Genomic DNA, 16,281 nt, shown 5'->3' with positions numbered 1-16,281 from the left:
CCGGTGCGGTCGACGGTGGTTAGTGCTGCTTGTAGCGGGCGATCCGTTCGCGCGATTGTTCCAGGGAGCCGGGTCGGTCGGCTTCGAGAAACCGCTGCAGGGTTTGATGGGCGCGTTCGTTCTTGCCTTGGGTGGTGGGCTTGCCCGGCAGACCACTGATCGGCATGGTGCCCTTGAAAGCCAGGAAGATTTCCACGGATCCGATCGTGCCCAGGTGCAGTTGGTTGAACGCCAGCTCGTTGTCACTCAAGACCTCTTGCGGGGCTCGATGGGCGTCGATGGTCGTCGCGAGGACTCGTTGGGCGTCGGCGCTGCTTTCCTCCCGCCGGTATGCCCAGGCGTAGGGGGGGGCGTCAAGCAGCTGGTAGACCGTCATCGTCTGTCCGCTGGCTAAGCGGAATTCGAAGGCGTCGAGCTGCCACAGGACCATCGCCGTGGCACGCACGACGGGGATGTAGGAGGATTTTGGACGCTTGCGTGGTGAGTGCTCGACCTGTCCGACGCTGGCCAGAAGTCTGGCGATCGTCGCCACGGAGGGGACCTTGGGACCGGGGAAGGCGCCCTGGATGGTGGCTTCGTAGTAGATCGTGTGTGGCCCGTAGTCCACCCATCGGACTTCGACTGTTTGCGGATCCTGACCAGCTCGTTGACGACTTCTGGCCCGTAGCGGCGTGCCGGCTGTTTCGGTGCCCGGGATCGCGGATGCAGTGCGGCCGTTGATTCGGTGGCGGCACGGCCGCGGACCTTATAGAACACGCTGCGGGAGATTATCAGCGATTTGCAGAACTCGCTCGCCGTCAGGGAATGGGGTTGAGTCGGGTCGAGGTTGATGATTGCAACCGGTGTGCTGGGCGAAAGTAGGTTGGTCATGCCATTGACTGTCCACGTGCACCGCGCAAGGGACGGTGTCCACGATGTCATGAGATCGTGTGCCCACGATGATGTGATGAGGTTCTCCACCAACTCTCTGGACCACCGCTACCAACTGCCGCTATCCGCCACTCATGCCGCCACAATGCGCGAGACTGGCGTTGTTGCGGTCATGAAGGGGCGTTACCCGCAGCGGTACTAACCGTTCAGATCAGATGAGCGTCGTGGTAACACGAATCTGAGAGGTCGCAACCATTTCAGTTATCTAACCAGCGCGTCGGCCGGACACCTCTGAGAGCCGCTCAATCTCACCCTTCGTCTTCGATTGCAGGGCATTGTTCAGGCTTGTACCCAATCGGGTTCTGCGATTGCCAGTTCCAAGTGTCTGCCACCATTTGTTCCAAGCCTCGCTCAGACTTCCAGCCGATTTCGCGTCGTGCTGCAGTGGGATCCGCGTAAGAAACGGCAACATCGCCTGTCCGTCGCTCAACAATCTCATAAGGAATGTCGCGATCCGCTATCCGGCTGAATGATTCGATTACTTCAAGCACAGAGGACCCTTGTCCCGTTCCCAAATTCCACGCATGAAGCCCGCCGTTGTCTACAAGGTAGTCCAGAGCCGCAAGGTGCCCGGAGCTGAGGTCGACGACATGGATAAAGTCTCGGACCCCCGTCCCGTCCGGGGTCGGGTAGTCTCCTCCGAATACCTTCACACGCTCGCGGTGGCCGACGGCTACTTGTGCAATGACTGGAAGCAGATTGTTGGGAACGCCCTGCGGATCTTCACCGATCCGCCCAGAAGCGTGTGCGCCAACAGGGTTAAAATATCGAAGCTTTGCAATCGCCCACCTCGGGTCCGAAGCTGCCAGGTCGTCAAGCATTCGTTCGACATGCAATTTAGTGCGGCCATACGGGTTGGTCGCCGACAGTCTTTGATCCTCGGCTATAGGCTGGTGCGTCGCGTCACCGTATACCGTAGCCGACGAACTAAAGACGAGAATGCGAACATCGTGGCGTTCCATGACATCCAGTAAGTTAAGCGTCCCGGCAACATTATTTTGATAATACTTCAACGGCTCTGCTACAGACTGTCCAACCGCTTTTAGTCCGGCGAAATGAATCACGGCCTCGGGATCCCAGGATGCAAAGATTCGCTCGAGGGAATCCGGTTTCAGGAGGTCATCGGTATGCAGGGCTACAGATCGCCCCGCAAGTTCTTCGACGCGACGTAAGCCTTCTCGTTCCGAATTACAGAGGTTGTCGATTACCTGCACGTCATGGCCCTCAGTCAAGAGCTGGAGGACCGTGTGTGTGCCAATGTAGCCTGCTCCACCGGTGACGAGAATACGCATTGGATCAGCTTAGATGCCCCAAGCGCTACGACTCCAAATCACCCGGAGGATCGGGTGTCCTAGAGCGGTTTCGAGGCGTCTAATTCGCCGATTTCCTGATTGTGCAATGGTCGGGATGCGATCAGCGCTGGTTGCGACCGGTTTCCCCGAAAGACTCATTGGCAGATTTTATGCATGTCGTAGACATGTCGTAGATAGGCCGCAGTCGACACTGGACATCTTTCAATATCAATGTTGGGCGGTGTGTGGGACTTGGTCCTCGATCACGCGTTCCTATTCAAGCGCCAGCCAGTCCGCTGGATGCGGAGCCGTCTTCCCAGCGGTGTTTGATGAAATGCAATGCTGCGTCGGGACAGTGTGCCCCGGTGAAATTGATGCTTCGACTCACCGAGGAGCGCCAACATTTGGGCACTTTTCTGGATGTCATCCGCGACCGCAACACCATAGGGGCTTACACAGAAGCACCAGCGTGTCGCGGAAGGCCTGGCCCGGGCGCTCGGAACGTAGAATCGGACGCTCAGCCGCCGTCTCCAGTTCGTAGGGACGAGCCAGTTTACGATCAACCCGGAGTAGCAATGGAACCAAAGCGCAGACATCCCGTGAGGGCAACCATCCTTACGCTTTCCGGGATCTTGATAGTAGCTGGCGTGGTGGCGGGTGGATACCTGCTCTCCCTAGCGAACAGCTTCGACTCGAAATCGGAGACGATTACTGAGGCGTTTCCTGCGGAGACTGCACGACCGGCGGTTCAGGAAACGGCGTCCGACGCCACGAACATTTTGCTCCTTGGCAGCGATGAACGGGGAGGTTCAGGTGAAACTGAGAACCTCGTTGGTGTGCCGAACGCCGGCCGGGCCGATTCGATGATGCTGGTGCATATCCCAGGCAATCGCGAAGGCGTCTATGCGGCGTCTCTCATGCGGGACATGTGGGTGGGCGTCCCCGACCGCGGGGAGCATAAGCTTAATGCCGCCTACTCGTTCGGAGGAGTGCCGCTGACCGTCCAGACCGTAGAGTCCTTGCTTGACACGCGGATTGACCACGTCGCGTCGATCGACATGGAGGGCTTCGAGGGCCTTACAGACGCCATAGGCGGAGTAGACATCAACGTGCCTATTGCCTTTGAGCCGCGGCACTTGGACGGGCATTTTTTTGAGGAGGGCGCCCAACACATGAATGGTGAACAGGCACTCGCGTTCGTTCGCGAAAGGTACGCTTTCAAGGACGGCGATTACCAGCGTGTGCGCAACCAGCAGCTCTTCGTCAAGGCCGTGCTCGGCAAGCTGCTGGACCGCGACACCCTCACCAACCCGGGCCGTGTTGCGTCGGTGGTGGACAGCCTGTCGCCGTATGTCGGCGTGGACAATTCGCTGAACGCCGCCAAGCTGGCCCAGCTGGGCGTCGGTCTCTCCGGCGTCCGCAAGGACGACCTCCACTTCTTCACCCTGCCCACCGCGGGCGTCGGCCGGTCCGCGGACGGTCAGTCGATCGTCCTGCCGGACACTGAAGCTATCGACGCGCTCGGCGAGGCCCTGTCCACGGACGAGGTCGCGGCCTACATGGCGGCCAACGATCTCTGACTGACACGGTCGCACAGCCCTTCACCCGTGTCGGCCGCGCCTAGTATGACTAGGGACTACTGAGAAGGGTGGGGACAATGGGGGAACGCCGCGTCGCGGTTGTCGTCGAGGACGACGAGGACATCAGGAGCCTGCTCGAGGCGGTCCTCCAACAGTCGGGGTTCGAGGTGCACATCGCCGCGACCGGTGAGGTGGGCGTTGAGCTGGCGGAGGCCCACCGGCCGGACCTGGTGACCCTAGACCTGGGGTTGCCGGACATCGACGGCTTCGAGGTTGCCCGCCGCATCCGCCGTGTCTCCGACGCGCACATCGTGATGCTCAGTGCCCGCGCCGAGGAAATCGACACGATCCTCGGCCTCGAGACCGGTGCCGACGACTACCTCACCAAGCCCTTTAGGCCCCGGGAGCTCCGCGCCCGCGTCGAGGCCATGATGCGACGCCGCACTGCGTCCAAGGCGTTCGGGACCACCGCTTCCGAGGACGCGTACCCTTCGACCGGGACGCTGCCCGTGCAGCAGTTGACCGTGTTGGAACTCAATGGCTTGGTCCTAAACCCGGCCACCCACTCGACCATGATCGACGGGACCGAGGTGGCGCTGACGCCGACGGAGTTCATAATCCTCAACTCGCTGCTGGAAGCCGGCCGCGTGGTCCTCACGAAGTCGGATCTGGTGCGCAGACTCCGCGATGAGGACTTCGACGCCGGGACCTACGTCTCGACGTCGGACGAGCGTTCCGTCGAGGTGCACCTGGGGAACCTGCGCCGCAAACTGCGCGACGATGCCCGCACACCACGCTGGATCGAGACGGTCCGCGGCGTCGGATATCGGTCCGCGCCGCGCGTCTAGCCCGGCGGTCACTCCCTCCTCACCCGTTGGGTCGCGAAGACCACGTAGGAGGCCGGCATGAGACGTCGCCGTCAGACTTTCGCCAAACTTGGCCCGAATCACGGCGCAACCTTGATTTTACGCGCACAGAATCGTGCACTGCACGGGGAAACCGTGCGCGATGCCGCGGACGCGAGCAGCCCTTTCTCTGTTCGCGTCCGCCCGGCGATGCCGGCCGCCCGAACGCACACGCAGGCGCCCACCGTCCCTGGGGACGATGGGCGCCTGGCGGGCGGTGCGTTCGAACGTTAGAGCACTTGGAGCGCGAGGATAACCACGACGACGGCCGCCATCACGAGGACGATGGCTGTGCCGACGCGCTGGCGGAGCCGGCGGCGGCGCTCTGCGACGTAGTAGTGGTCTGTCGACATGATTTCCCCCAGAGATCTCAACAACGTATCCGGCCTAGCCTGTCGGTGTGGAACGAGTGTAGGTACTCGTTCGAGGCCGGGCCAGACCTTTGTGACAATTTTCCTACAATGAACGGACAAACTCGGCATAGCGCGGATTCGGCACGTCACGCGCGCGTCATACGGCTGGCGCGAGCCTACCGAGCGAGGCTCAAGATTCCCGCAAGACGACGGCAAGTTTGACTGGCGGGTTCCTGCTCACGGAGCTGCGCCACCCGCCGAATCACACCGGTATCACACGCCCCAGCGGGTAAGGTTCACGATGTGATGAAATCCTCGGCGCGGACCCGTGCGGCGTGGCCGCACGCGGTGTTCGCCGCGGCACTGGCCCTGTTCGCCCTACTGGGCCGGGCGACCCAGCTCCCCGGCACCGGCGTGGCCCTCGTGTGGCCCGCCGCCGGCGTCGCGCTCCTGTGGTACCTCTGGGCCGCCAGGCGCCCGGGCCACCGCGTGCCGACGCTTGCCGCGATCCTCGCCATCACCGCGGGATTCAACTACGCCACCGGTTTGCCGCTGCAGCGCGCCCTGCTCTTCGGCGTGGTCACGGCGGTGCAGGCGTTGATCGCCCACGCGGTCCTGCGGCGCTGGGCGCCCCCGCGCCAGACCACGGTGCGCGCCTTCTTCGTCACCGCCTGCGCCGCCATCGCCGCGGCCGCGGTCGGCGCCGGCATCGTGGCGTTGGCTATGGCCGCCGTCGGTGCGCCGGACATGGGCGCCGCGTTCGTGGCCTGGCTGGTCCGCAATGGGATCAGCCTCTGCACCGTAGCCAGCCTGGGGCTAGTCGCCGCGGAGTCCCTGCCCGCCCTCCGCAGGTCCCCGCCCGCGCGCCTGGCCGAGGGCGCCGCGCTGGTGGGCCTGACCGCGGCGGCCTGCGCGGTGGGTTTCGGCCGGGACGACGGCGTGCCGCTCTTCTTTGTCACTCTGCCCTTCGGCGTCTGGGCCGCCCTGCGCTTCAGTGCGCTGTCCGCCTACCTCCACGCGATCGCCACGGGCGCCGTGCTGGTGGCCATCACGCTCACCGGCCACGGGCCCTTCCGCGAGCTGCCGCCGTCCACCGCCGCCTATACCGCCCAGTTCTACCTCTTCGTGGTCTTCGTGGTCACCGCGCTGCTGGCCGTCAACCGGGAGGAGAGCCGGCGTCTGCTCGCGGACCTGCAGCGCTCCGGCGTCCAGGCCCGCGACGAGGCCCGGTTGCGGGACGTGGTCATCAAGACCATCACCGAGGGCATCATCGTGGTCGGCTCCGACGGGCGCTTCATCCTGCAGAACCAGACCAGCCGCGACTGGCTGGGCCCCATCCCCGAGGACGTCGGGCAGTGGGGCGACGAGATTGGCGTGACCACCGCCTCGGGGGAGAAGCTGCGGGGCGAGGACCTGCCGCTGTCCCGAGCCCTCCGCGGGGAGATCGTCCAGCGGGCGGAGATGACCATCCCGCGCCCCGGCGGCGGGGAGCGCCACCTGTCCGTCGACGCCGTGCCGCTGGCGCTGCCCGGGGAGGACAGCCACGGGGCGGTCGCCGTGTTCCGCGACATCACCGAAGACCGGCGCCAGCGCGAGCACCTCACCCGCTTCGCCTCGGTGGTGGCACACGACCTCAAAACGCCGCTGACCGTCTTCGACGGCTGGCTGGAGCTCCTGGAGGAGGAGGGCCGGGACGCGGTGGCGCGCGAGCGGGCCGTGGCCAGCATGCAGCGCGCTAGCGGCAAGATGAACCGGCTCATCTCCGACCTCCTCACCTACAGCCTGGCGCGCAACGGCGACAACCACCCCACCGTGATCGACGTTGGGGCCATGGCCTACGCCGTCGCCGAGCCCGTGGTGGTGCTGGCCCGCAAGCGCGGGACGCCGGTCCGGCTGGACGTCAGCGCGCGCGGGCTGGTGTACGCGGACCGCAAGCTCCTGGAGCAGCTGTTGGCCAACCTGCTGGGCAACGCCGTGAAGTACGCGGACCCGGACCGCCCCGTGCAGATCGAGGTGGCCTCGCGGCCCGCGGACGAACCCGGCTGGATCGCCGTCCAGGTGTCCGACAACGGCATCGGCATCCCCGACGGCGAGCTGGAGGGCGTGTTCGACGAGTTCCGACGCGCGTCCAACGGGATGGCCCGCGCCTCCGGCAGCGGCCTGGGCCTGGCGATCTGCCGGCGGATCGTGCAGGGCCATGGTGGCACGATCACCGCGCGGCGCGGGGATCCCCACGGCAGCGTCTTCGAGTTCACGCTTCCCGCCGAGCCCGACGTGGACGAGGACGGGCCGCGCCCGGCCGCGCGCGGGAGCGCGGCGATCAGCTAGTGGGCCGTCGTCCCGGAGCGTCTGGCTAGGAAACGGCTCCCGCGCCGAAGCGCTCGACGAGGCCGGCCTCCAGCTCGGCGGCCGGGATCGGACGGCAGTAGAAGTAGCCCTGCGCGTGCCGGAAACCCATCCGGACCAAGGCCTCGGACTGCTCGGCGGTCTCCACGCCCTCGACGATGCACTCCAGGCCGCAGGCGTTGATCAGGCCGAACACGGCCTCCACGAGGTCCAGCTGCTGGGTGTCGTTGGGGATGCCGTCGATGATGGAGCGGTCCAGCTTCACGCCGTCCACCGGCAGCTTGTTCAGGTAGCTGATGGAGGAGTAGCCGGTGCCGAAGTCGTCGATGTTGGTGTGCACGCCCATGCGGTCCAGGGCCAACAGGGAGTAGCGGTCCAGCGAGTCGCCGGAGAGCATGTTGTGCTCGGTGATCTCCACGCCCAGCGACTCCGGCGGCAGGCCGTGGCGGCGCAGGGCCGTGCGGATCAGGTCCGGGAAGTTCAGCATGTGCAGCTCGGCGGGCGTCACGTTGACGTGGACCACGAAGGAGTCCGGCACCACGCCGGCGGAGCGCCAGCGGGCTAGGTCGCCCAGGGCGGCGTTGAGCACCTGGTCGGTGAGCCGGGGCAGGAGCCCGGCCTCCTCGGCGAGCTCGAGGAACTGCAGGGGCATCACCACGCCACGCTCGGGGTGGCGCCAGCGCACGAGCGCCTCCGCGCCCACCCAGCCGCCCGTCGCAAGGTCTACGATCGGCTGGTAGACCGGGTAGATCTCGGACGTGCCGAGGGCCTTGCGCAGGTCGGCCAGCAGGGCCGCGCGCTGCTGGCGCTCGTAGAGCATAAACGGCTCGAACTCCTGGACCTTGTCCCGGATCTGCTGCTTGGCCACGTACATGGCCGTGTCCGCCTCCTGGAGGAGCAGGTCGGCGTCGTGCCCGGGGGTGGCCTCCGCGATGCCCATGCTGGCGCCGGGGGAGACGGGGATGGATTGGACGTCCACCTCGGTGTTGATCAGCTGCAGGAGCCGGCGCCCGAGCTCGAGCGGTCGTGGCGTGCCCTGCGCGAGCAGGACGGCGAACTCGTCGCCGCCGAGGCGGGCGATCACGTCGCCGTCGCGCAGGCCGCTGCGGAGGCGTTCGGCCACGATCTGCAGGACGCGGTCGCCGATCGCGTGGCCGTGGGTGTCGTTGATGCTCTTGAACGCGTCCAGGTCCAGGAGCATGAGCACCGGAGCGCGCTCGCCGCGGCGGTGGCGGTCCAGGCTGTGCTCGATTTCGCGGATCAGGGCGGTGCGGTTGGCCAGCCCGGTCAGGGGGTCGGAGTAGGCCAGGACCTGCATCTTGTCGCGCGCTTGCTCCAGCAGGGCGGTCCGCTCGGCGACGCGTTCGTCCAGGTCGCGGTAGGTGCGTTCGAGTTCGGAGGCCATGGAGTTGATGCCCACCATGATGGCGTCGATCTCGTCCCGGCAGGGACCCGGCTCAAGCCCGGTGTCGAACCGTCCGTCGGCGATGCCGAGGATGGCGCCGACGATCTGCTCGATGCGTGCGTCGGCCTCCGGGGGAACGGGGATGTCAGACATAACCGCCAAGGTACTCGAAGGCGGCGGCCCGGTCTTGGAAGTAGTCGATGGGGACGTTCGTGCCGCCCGCCATCGACGTCATAAAGAAGCGGGCCAGGACCTGGTCCGCGGGACCGTAGCCGATGAGCGCGAGGCGGCTGACGCCTTCGACCTTGCGGAACTTGGCGGCCGCAGCCGGCTCGACGCGGGCGAGACCGGAGACGTCGATGAGCACGCGCACCGGCGGGTTCTCCATCAGGCCGCCAACCCCGTGGGCGACCTCGTTGACGATGTCGGCCTCCAGCACGCATCCCGAGCCGAAGGAGACCTCCACGAGGTCGTGGGAATGCTTCCAGACGCCGGCGCTCGCGCTGTTCCAGTCGGGGGTGCCCCGTTCGGGCGCCTCGCGCGGGCCGGCCACCGCGATTTCCGGCGGGGGAGCGGCATCCAATATGGAGCCGTGGTCGTCCGCGGGTGCCTGCATGCTAATGGTTGACAACGGCCCGCCTCCGATCCGGAATGTTCCTGCAATGCCTAGCGGCTACGGTCTTGCTAGCCATGGATTTCCCCCCGGAAATGAGAACGTCGCGCCATGTCAACCGCCCGTTTACGCGTGGTCGCTGCCGCTCAATGGTGAAAGTGTATCCCAGAGGGGCGCATGAGCGAGTGGAATTGATCACTACCATTCGGTAACCTCATGCTCAACTTAGGTTTGCCGCGGCGATGCCCTCGATGCGGTTGGCCTCGGCCCGCTTATCGGCCGCGTCAGTGGGCCTTAGGGCGTCCAGAATCTCCGCCCACAGGCGGTATGCCGGTACCAAATATGCCGCATCAGAATCCTCCAAAATGGCCGTGGCCTCCGCGAGGACAGAATCCGCGGCTGATAGCTGACCGACCGCCAACCCCCATCTCGCGCGCGTCTCGGCGAGGCCGATTCTGTCCATCTCCGTTGGCTCGGTGACTTCGTGAGCCATGAGGGCGCGATCGATACAGTCTCGAGTCTGGTCGACGGCGATACCTGCCTGCAATTGAAGATCCGCTGAGGCGCGATTGAACCGGGCCCAGAGCTGGATGTCATTCGCCGGTGACAGCAGCCGAGAGGCACGCGCGTGGTAGTCCAGCCCCATGTCGCTCTCGGTGACGAAGAACGCGAGGTTTCCCAGAGTCCAGAAACCCTTGCCGGCTGTCTGGTCGTCGAGTTCCAGATCCAGCAGTGAGGCAAGTTCCTGGTGGTGACTCCACGCCTCGTCGGATCGCCCGGCCTGCACCAGCGCAGCGATCAGAGTCTGATATGCCTTGGCGCGAGTGGCCGCGTGCTCCGGGATTGGCTGCAGCAGATCAAGCGCCCGCTGTGCGGCTGACAGCGCAGGACCGGTCCGTCCCTGGCAACGTTGAGCGGTCGCCTCCATCGTCAAGGAACGCGCATGAATGACGTTATCTCGAGCCGACACGGCCGAATTTCCCATGCTCCGTGCAAGATCCAGCAGTTCGCGATACCGATCGAGGGCATGAAGGGCTTCGGCCGCGGCAAATTGGAATTGCCACTCCGCCCGTCCATCGCCTGTTTGTCTGGCAGCCTCGACGCCACAGGTTGCAGCCTCCAGTGCGGCGGCCTGATTCCCAGATCCCAATGCGCGCCGAATCGCGGACTCGAATGCTCGCAAGTCGTGAAGAGGCGGACGGTGGCTCATGGGGTCAATTATGCGGCATGTGCCGAGGCCCCTGAATAACTTTGCCAAGGGGCGCAAACTTTTTCGCAGTTTACTTTCTTCACACTAGAAACAAGTGCCATACTCAAATGGGGGGGTGACTAGGCCGGGCTTGACCCCCGGACATTTTTTGCCTGGCGTACTCGCATCATCGACATCCAAAGGTGTTCACGTGAAGAAGTTCATCACCAAGACCGCTGCGGCCGTAGCTGTCGCTGCCGCCGCACTGACCATCGGAGCCGCTGTCTCCGCCGACACCAACGCCGATTCGACCGCGGGAGGCCTGTGGCCCTACTCGGTGACCGTTCAGGGTGGTCTCTGGCCGTACTAAACCACGGACCAGCCACGATCGGCTGACGGCGGCCGCCGCTCCCCACCGGGGGCGGCGGCCGCTGCCGTTTGCGGTGCGGAGGGGGCTTCCGGACCGGATGGGAGAATGGACGGGTGACTTCACAGACCGACCCAGCCTCCGACGTCGTACCCCCAGACCACACGGGTGATCACCTGTCCTGGGAGCGGCGCGCCGAAATCGACCTGTCTGCCATCCGGCACAACGTCCGCCGCGTCGCCGAACTGGCCGCGCCCGCCCAGGTCATGGCGGTGGTCAAGGCCGACGCTTACGGGCACGGCGCGCTGCCCGTGGCCCGCGCGGCGCTGGAGGCCGGGGCGACTTGGCTCGGCTTCGCGCATGTCTCCGAGGCGCTCGCGGCGCGCGACGCCGGGTTCACCGCCCCGGCGCTGGCGTGGCTGCACACCCCGGACACCGCGTTCTCCGAGGCGATCTCCCGCAACATCGACCTCGGGGTCTCCGGCTGGGAACTGGACCGGGTCGCGGCGGCGGCGGAGAGCGCCGCGCGGCCGGCCCGCGTGCACCTCAAGATCGACACCGGCCTGGGTCGGAATGGCTGCACGCCGGAGAACTGGGAGGCCCTGCTTGGTGCGGCCGCCGCCTACCAGGAAGACGGCCTGCTGCGCGTCGTGGGTGTGTTCTCCCACCTGTCCGTCGCCGACGAGCCCGACCGCGTCGAGACCGACCAGCAGCTGGATGCGTTCCGCACCGCCGTGGCGCTCGCCGAGAACGCCGGGTTCGATCTGGAGGTCCGGCACACCGCCAACACCCCCGCCATCCTGTCCCGTCCGGACACGCACTTCGACATGGTCCGGCTGGGGCTCGGCATGTACGGGCTGAGCCCGTTCCGCGACCAGACCTCCGAGGACCTCAGCCTGCGCCCGGCGATGCGGCTGGTGGCGCGCGTCGCCAACGCCAAGACCGTCCCCGCCGGCCAGGGCGTCTCCTACGGGCTGACGTACCGCACCGGGCACCCCACGCTGCTGGCGCTGGTCCCGCTGGGTTACGGCGACGGCGTCCCGCGCTCCGCCACGAGCGGGCCGGTGCACATCCGCGGGCGGCTCTTCCGCTCCTGCGGGCGGGTGGCGATGGACCAGTTCGTCGTGGACATGGGACCGGACGAGGACATCGCGGGGCTGGTGGGGGCCGAGGTGGTGCTGTTCGGCGACGGAGGCCCGTCCGCCGACGAGTGGGCCGAGTCGGCCGGGACCATCAACTACGAGATCGTCACCCGCGTCTCTCCGCGCGTGCCCCGCGTCTACGTCGAGGGCAGCTGGGGCGAGACCGGTGAGTGAGCCGGCCGGCGGCGGGCCGGAGTGGACCGCCGAGCTGACCGCCGTCGACGCCGAGTCCACGCAGAACCTGGCCTCCAGGCTGGGCGCCGCGCTGCGCGCCGGGGACCTGCTGGTCCTGACCGGCGAGCTGGGCGCGGGGAAGACGACGTTCACGCAGGGCCTGGGCGAGGGGCTCGGCGTGCGCCCGGGCATCATCTCGCCCACCTTCGTGCTGGTGCGCGTCCACCCGTCGCTCGTCGGCGGGCCGGACCTGGTCCACGTGGATGCCTACCGGCTGGGTTCGGCCGAGGAGCTGGACGACATCGATCTGGAGTCGACCATGGCCTCGTCCGTGACGGTGGTCGAATGGGGCCGCGGGAAGGTGGAGCACCTCTCCGACTCGCGGCTGGAGGTCTCGCTGCTGCGCGAGACCGGAGGCGACGCGGTTGGGGAACTGGTCCTGGACTTCGACGAGACGGGCGACGACGAGCCGCGGATCATCCGGATCGAGGCGTTCGGGCCGCGGTGGGACAGCGGTCCCGTTTTGTGACCCTGCAGTGCCACGCATGCCTCTTCGCGAGAGGGCCGATTCGACTTTGAGATGGCCTGATTGCAGCGTGGCTAATCAAACCTCCATTACGACAAACGGTAGGGTTACCGGCATGACCCAGATCGCCGACGAGAACGAATTGTTTCTCCTAGATGTGGCCCACGACCGGGCATATGAAACGGAATTCGATTTCGTGCTTTGCGAGCAGTGCTTCCACGCCTACATGCGTCTGCCAGGCTGTTCGAACGTCGCCCACACGTGCCGCGACGTTGGGACAGAGGGTGCAGCGGGCTCATTAAACCGAAAACCCGCCGTCCACCCCGACGCTCACTAGGTTCTAGCTCAGTGCCGATTGCGCTCAGGGTCAATCACCGTTGGGCCGGTCAAATCGATCCACACGCAGGTGCAGATGTGTGACCTTGGTCGGTGGTTGGTGGTATCCGCTGGCCTGACTTGCGACGGCGCGTCTGAGCTGTATTCTTCCATCGTTCTCTCCCAAGATTCCCAAGCGTTCCCCAACGCCCCCCAGCTATGCGTGCCACGTTTGCCGTGGCGGGGTTCGCTTGGAAGGCATTCGCGAATTGTTGCACTGCCCTAGGTTCTGGGAATGCAATGGGCGGGCCTTGAAGCCTCCGCTCGGATGCGATGCTCAAGCAGACCGAATCTCCCAATGGCTCGATGCGCCGCACGCCTTACCCCCGCGCAATTGGGTTCTGGCCTGCCTGTTCCGCGGACCAAGACCTGGCTCGCAGGGACCAGGCATCGTGGCGGTCTCCGGCTAGCCGCGCAGCAGTAGCGGCTGCGCACCGATTCGCCAAACGGCACCGGTCATGACGGCGGCCTCGCTGTGTGAGACGTTGAGTTCCGCATGTCGGCCATTTTCCAGCGGGTTTCCGCAAGTCTCGACATGCTCGACCAGCGGTTTGCCTCAGTTGACCCCGATGCGGCGGCGGCGGTCCTTCTTGCCGCGGAGGTCGCGGTTGAGCCGGCGGTCGCCCTGGTAGAGGATCGTGGACCAATCCGTGGTCTCGGGCGTGGCCTCCGGCAGCGGCTCCGGTGCGGCCTTGCGCTCCCGCGGGTGGACGAACAGCCAGTCGACCACGCCCAGCGCCATGTCCACCAGCGAGTTCTTGATGCCGATGTAGGCGCGGATGGCGTAGGCGGCCAGCGCTGCGTTGATCGCCGCGAACGCCGCGTTCCCCCAGTTCTGGCCCTGCACGTCCCGCCACAGCGTGAGCAGCGAGAACGCGACGATCAGGTACGGCACCGCCACGTACAGCGCCGGCGCCGCCGTGCGGTCGCGGACCTTCGGGGTGCGGGCGAAGGGGATCTTGTCCCCGGTGAACGCCTGCTGGATCGACTTCAGGACCCCGGCGATGTTCACCGGCAGCAGCACCAGGTTGAACCCGTAGATGCGGAAGATGTCGGTGAAGCGGTGCCCGCAGTCCCGCAGGTCGCTGCCCATGCACAGGAAGTACGGCAGCGCCGCGGCGAAGATCAGCGGGCTCAGCAGCCGGCTGTCGTAGGGGTAGGCCAGCAGGAAGCACAGCCCCAGGCTGGCCCACGCGATGGACGCCATGTAGTTGACGCGCAGCAGGACCTCGCGCAGCGGCACCGGGTCCCGCCGGAAGCGGCGCTCCCGCAGCTGCTTCCAGAACTTCGGCAGGATCAGCAGGCCGCCGTTCGCCCAGCGGCGCCGCTGGACCACCAGTGAGCCGAAGTCCGGCGGCGTGGCGCTGTAGCTCAGGCGCTCAGGGTAGTTGGAGAGCCCCCAACCGTGCGTCCCGAGGTCGATGCTGGACTCCGTGTCCTCGATGACGGTCCGGTCCTGGATGTAGGTGTGGATCTCGTATCCGCCGACCGTGTGGACCTCCTCGATGTCGTCGAGGGCGCGCTTGCGGATGATCGCGTTCGCGCCCACCCAGAACGTGGCGCCGTAGCGCGTCTTGCCCTGGTGGAGGATGTGCTGGATGTCCGTCGTTGCCCCGGCGATGCGCTCGATCCGGGTCGGCGCCCCGCGGAACGAGGAGTAGGGGGTCTGCGTGACCGCGATGTGCGCGTTCTCCTCCGACTCCAGGAAGTACACCAGGCGCAGGCAGTAGTCGCGCAGCAGCAGGGAGTCGGCGTCGAGCGTGAGCAGGTACTCGCTGTCCGGGATCCGCAGCGCGCCCTCCGGCAAGCCGGGCGCGGCGCCCGGCGCCCCGGCGTCGTCCGCGTCCCCGATCTCCCGCAGCACCAGCGCGTCCCCGCGCTGGTCCGGCAGCCAGGTCTTGCCCATCAGCGAGATGAAGGAGTTCAGGTTCATGGCCTTGTTGGCCTCCTGCGAGAGGCTGGCGTAGCGCTTGCGCTCGAAGTGGTCCAGCTCCGCGCCGAACAGCCGCGCGAGGCGCAGGTGCAGCTCCTCCATCCGGTCCGTGTCCGGCGCGGTGCCCTGCGCCTGCGCGGCCCGCAGCGCCAAGAGCGTCAGCCGCAGCTCGCGCGCCAGGCCCATGATGACCGAATCCACGAAAAACTCGTCGACGTGGTCGTTGACCGGCTCGTTCCCGGCCATGCGCTCCAGCCACTCGGCCGCGGCCAGGTAGCCGCCGGCGAGCCCGCCCAGCAGCTCCGACGCCGGCGCGCCCTCGTCCCGGCGCCGCCGGAACGACGCCAGGTCCATCACCGCGCGGGCGTGGGGCTCGCGCAGCGCCGCCTCGATCTCCGCGGCGATGGCGCGGGTGGCCTCCAGCTTCGCGAGCACCGCGGGGTCGCTGGGCTCCGGGTTGTCGTCGATCAGCAGGACGATGCGCAGGTTCGGGAACTCCTGCAGGGCGGCGGACCACAGCGTCCCGCGGACCACGGAGGGCTCCTCCGCGTAGCTGGGCACCAGCACGGTGACGGCGGCGTCGTGGTCGCGGAAGTGGCGGTCCAGCTCCCCGCGCGGGGCGCGCCGGTGGGCGGCGAAGCGGTTCAGCGCCGCCTGGCGCGCCGTGAGGTACATCAGCGCGGAGAACGTCAGGAACGTGACGACCAGGAGGTAGAGGATGGCCTCGAACTGGAAGCGGAATCCGGCGTCGGGGTTGTTGGCCAGCTGCCGGAGGATGGTGGACACCACGTAGGCGGCCCAGAAGACGACGGTCGCCGTGATGGCCACGCGCCCGAGCGCCAGCTTCCGCTTCGATGGCGCGGGGTGGATGATCGACAGCGGCTCGGACCGCTTCTCCGAACCCCACTGCCTCCGGCGCGGCGCCTCGTCGTCGAGCGCGGGGCCGGCGTACGGGCCGGGTGCCTGCCGCGCGCCTAGGGCGTCGTCGACGGAATTTATAGCCATTGTTTCCCCAACTCAGACCCGGAATTTCTTCACTGTGCCGACCTTCCGGAGCGGAATTAGTCCGAGTGTAACCCACGGCCTTATGCTGGCGATGTGGCGCGTCGAACACGACACGCACAGGCGGGCCAACCGGGGGCGGGACGGCC

The 16,281-nt window shown here is 66.6% G+C and carries 14 protein-coding genes; 7 read left to right on the top strand and 7 right to left on the bottom strand.

Going from position 1 to position 16,281, the window contains the following annotated elements; translation table 11 throughout:
• Positions 1–19: 19 nt before the first annotated feature.
• Together ACETWP_RS05040 and galE are read right to left on the bottom strand one after the other, a co-directional pair.
• Positions 20–532: a hypothetical protein gene (locus ACETWP_RS05040; protein WP_373971124.1), complete on the bottom strand. Its 513-nt coding sequence runs from the start codon at positions 530–532 to the stop codon at positions 20–22.
• Positions 533–1,178: 646 nt separating this feature from the next.
• The gene (gene galE / locus ACETWP_RS05035; protein ID WP_373971123.1) at positions 1,179–2,222 is read right to left on the bottom strand and encodes a UDP-glucose 4-epimerase GalE; all 1,044 of its coding nucleotides are present in this window, start codon (positions 2,220–2,222) and stop codon (positions 1,179–1,181) included.
• 599 nt (positions 2,223–2,821) lie between these two features.
• Here galE and ACETWP_RS05030 point away from each other — a divergent pair.
• Together ACETWP_RS05030 and ACETWP_RS05025 are read left to right on the top strand one after the other, a co-directional pair.
• Positions 2,822–3,802, top strand: coding sequence for an LCP family protein (locus ACETWP_RS05030; RefSeq protein WP_373971122.1), 981 nt, complete (start codon positions 2,822–2,824; stop codon positions 3,800–3,802).
• A 77-nt stretch (positions 3,803–3,879) separates the two neighbouring features.
• On the top strand, positions 3,880–4,650 hold the full coding sequence (locus ACETWP_RS05025) for a response regulator transcription factor (RefSeq protein ID WP_373971121.1): 771 nt from the start codon (positions 3,880–3,882) through the stop codon (positions 4,648–4,650).
• 287 nt (positions 4,651–4,937) lie between these two features.
• Here ACETWP_RS05025 and ACETWP_RS05020 read toward each other — a convergent pair whose 3' ends face one another.
• Positions 4,938–5,060, bottom strand: coding sequence for a hypothetical protein (locus ACETWP_RS05020; RefSeq protein WP_373971120.1), 123 nt, complete (start codon positions 5,058–5,060; stop codon positions 4,938–4,940).
• 306 nt (positions 5,061–5,366) lie between these two features.
• On the opposite strand from ACETWP_RS05020, the gene ACETWP_RS05015 reads away from it, so the two are divergent.
• On the top strand, positions 5,367–7,388 hold the full coding sequence (locus ACETWP_RS05015) for an ATP-binding protein (RefSeq protein WP_373971119.1): 2,022 nt from the start codon (positions 5,367–5,369) through the stop codon (positions 7,386–7,388).
• A gap of 25 nt (positions 7,389–7,413) precedes the next feature.
• On the opposite strand, the gene ACETWP_RS05010 is transcribed toward ACETWP_RS05015, so the two are convergent.
• The 3 genes from ACETWP_RS05010 to ACETWP_RS05000 all read right to left on the bottom strand — a co-directional run bounded on the left by ACETWP_RS05010 (position 7,414) and on the right by ACETWP_RS05000 (position 10,634).
• Positions 7,414–8,964, bottom strand: a complete 1,551-nt coding sequence (locus tag ACETWP_RS05010) for a putative bifunctional diguanylate cyclase/phosphodiesterase (RefSeq protein ID WP_373971118.1) — start codon at positions 8,962–8,964, stop codon at positions 7,414–7,416.
• Complete coding sequence (locus tag ACETWP_RS05005; protein WP_373971117.1) at positions 8,957–9,427, bottom strand: hypothetical protein; 471 nt, start codon at positions 9,425–9,427, stop codon at positions 8,957–8,959. The genes ACETWP_RS05010 and ACETWP_RS05005 overlap by 8 nt, the downstream gene beginning before the upstream one ends.
• A 217-nt stretch (positions 9,428–9,644) precedes the next feature.
• Positions 9,645–10,634 carry a tetratricopeptide repeat protein gene (locus ACETWP_RS05000; RefSeq protein WP_373971116.1) on the bottom strand — a complete coding sequence of 330 codons (990 nt, stop codon included), beginning with the start codon at positions 10,632–10,634 and terminating at the stop codon, positions 9,645–9,647.
• Positions 10,635–10,824: 190 nt separating this feature from the next.
• Here ACETWP_RS05000 and ACETWP_RS04995 point away from each other — a divergent pair, with 190 nt between their 5' ends.
• The 4 genes from ACETWP_RS04995 to ACETWP_RS04980 all read left to right on the top strand — a co-directional run bounded on the left by ACETWP_RS04995 (position 10,825) and on the right by ACETWP_RS04980 (position 13,159).
• The gene (locus ACETWP_RS04995) at positions 10,825–10,983 is read left to right on the top strand and encodes a hypothetical protein (protein ID WP_373971115.1); all 159 of its coding nucleotides are present in this window, start codon (positions 10,825–10,827) and stop codon (positions 10,981–10,983) included.
• Positions 10,984–11,156: 173 nt separating this feature from the next.
• On the top strand, positions 11,157–12,296 hold the full coding sequence (gene alr / locus ACETWP_RS04990; RefSeq protein ID WP_373971319.1) for an alanine racemase: 1,140 nt from the start codon (positions 11,157–11,159) through the stop codon (positions 12,294–12,296).
• A complete protein-coding gene (tsaE, locus tag ACETWP_RS04985; RefSeq protein WP_373971114.1) occupies positions 12,289–12,825 on the top strand; it encodes a tRNA (adenosine(37)-N6)-threonylcarbamoyltransferase complex ATPase subunit type 1 TsaE in 537 nt (178 codons plus the stop codon). Before alr ends, tsaE begins: the two co-directional genes overlap by 8 nt.
• 112 nt (positions 12,826–12,937) lie before the next feature.
• Complete coding sequence (locus ACETWP_RS04980) at positions 12,938–13,159, top strand: hypothetical protein (protein WP_373971113.1); 222 nt, start codon at positions 12,938–12,940, stop codon at positions 13,157–13,159.
• Positions 13,160–13,753: 594 nt separating this feature from the next.
• On the opposite strand, the gene ACETWP_RS04975 is transcribed toward ACETWP_RS04980, so the two are convergent.
• Positions 13,754–16,135 carry a glycosyltransferase family 2 protein gene (locus ACETWP_RS04975; protein WP_373971112.1) on the bottom strand — a complete coding sequence of 794 codons (2,382 nt, stop codon included), beginning with the start codon at positions 16,133–16,135 and terminating at the stop codon, positions 13,754–13,756.
• Positions 16,136–16,281: the final 146 nt, after the last annotated feature.

It is taken from the genome of Arthrobacter halodurans (assembly GCF_041877255.1).
Classification (GTDB): Bacteria; Actinomycetota; Actinomycetes; order Actinomycetales; family Micrococcaceae; genus Arthrobacter_N; species Arthrobacter_N halodurans.
This window is presented reverse-complemented; position numbering and strand designations above follow the sequence as displayed.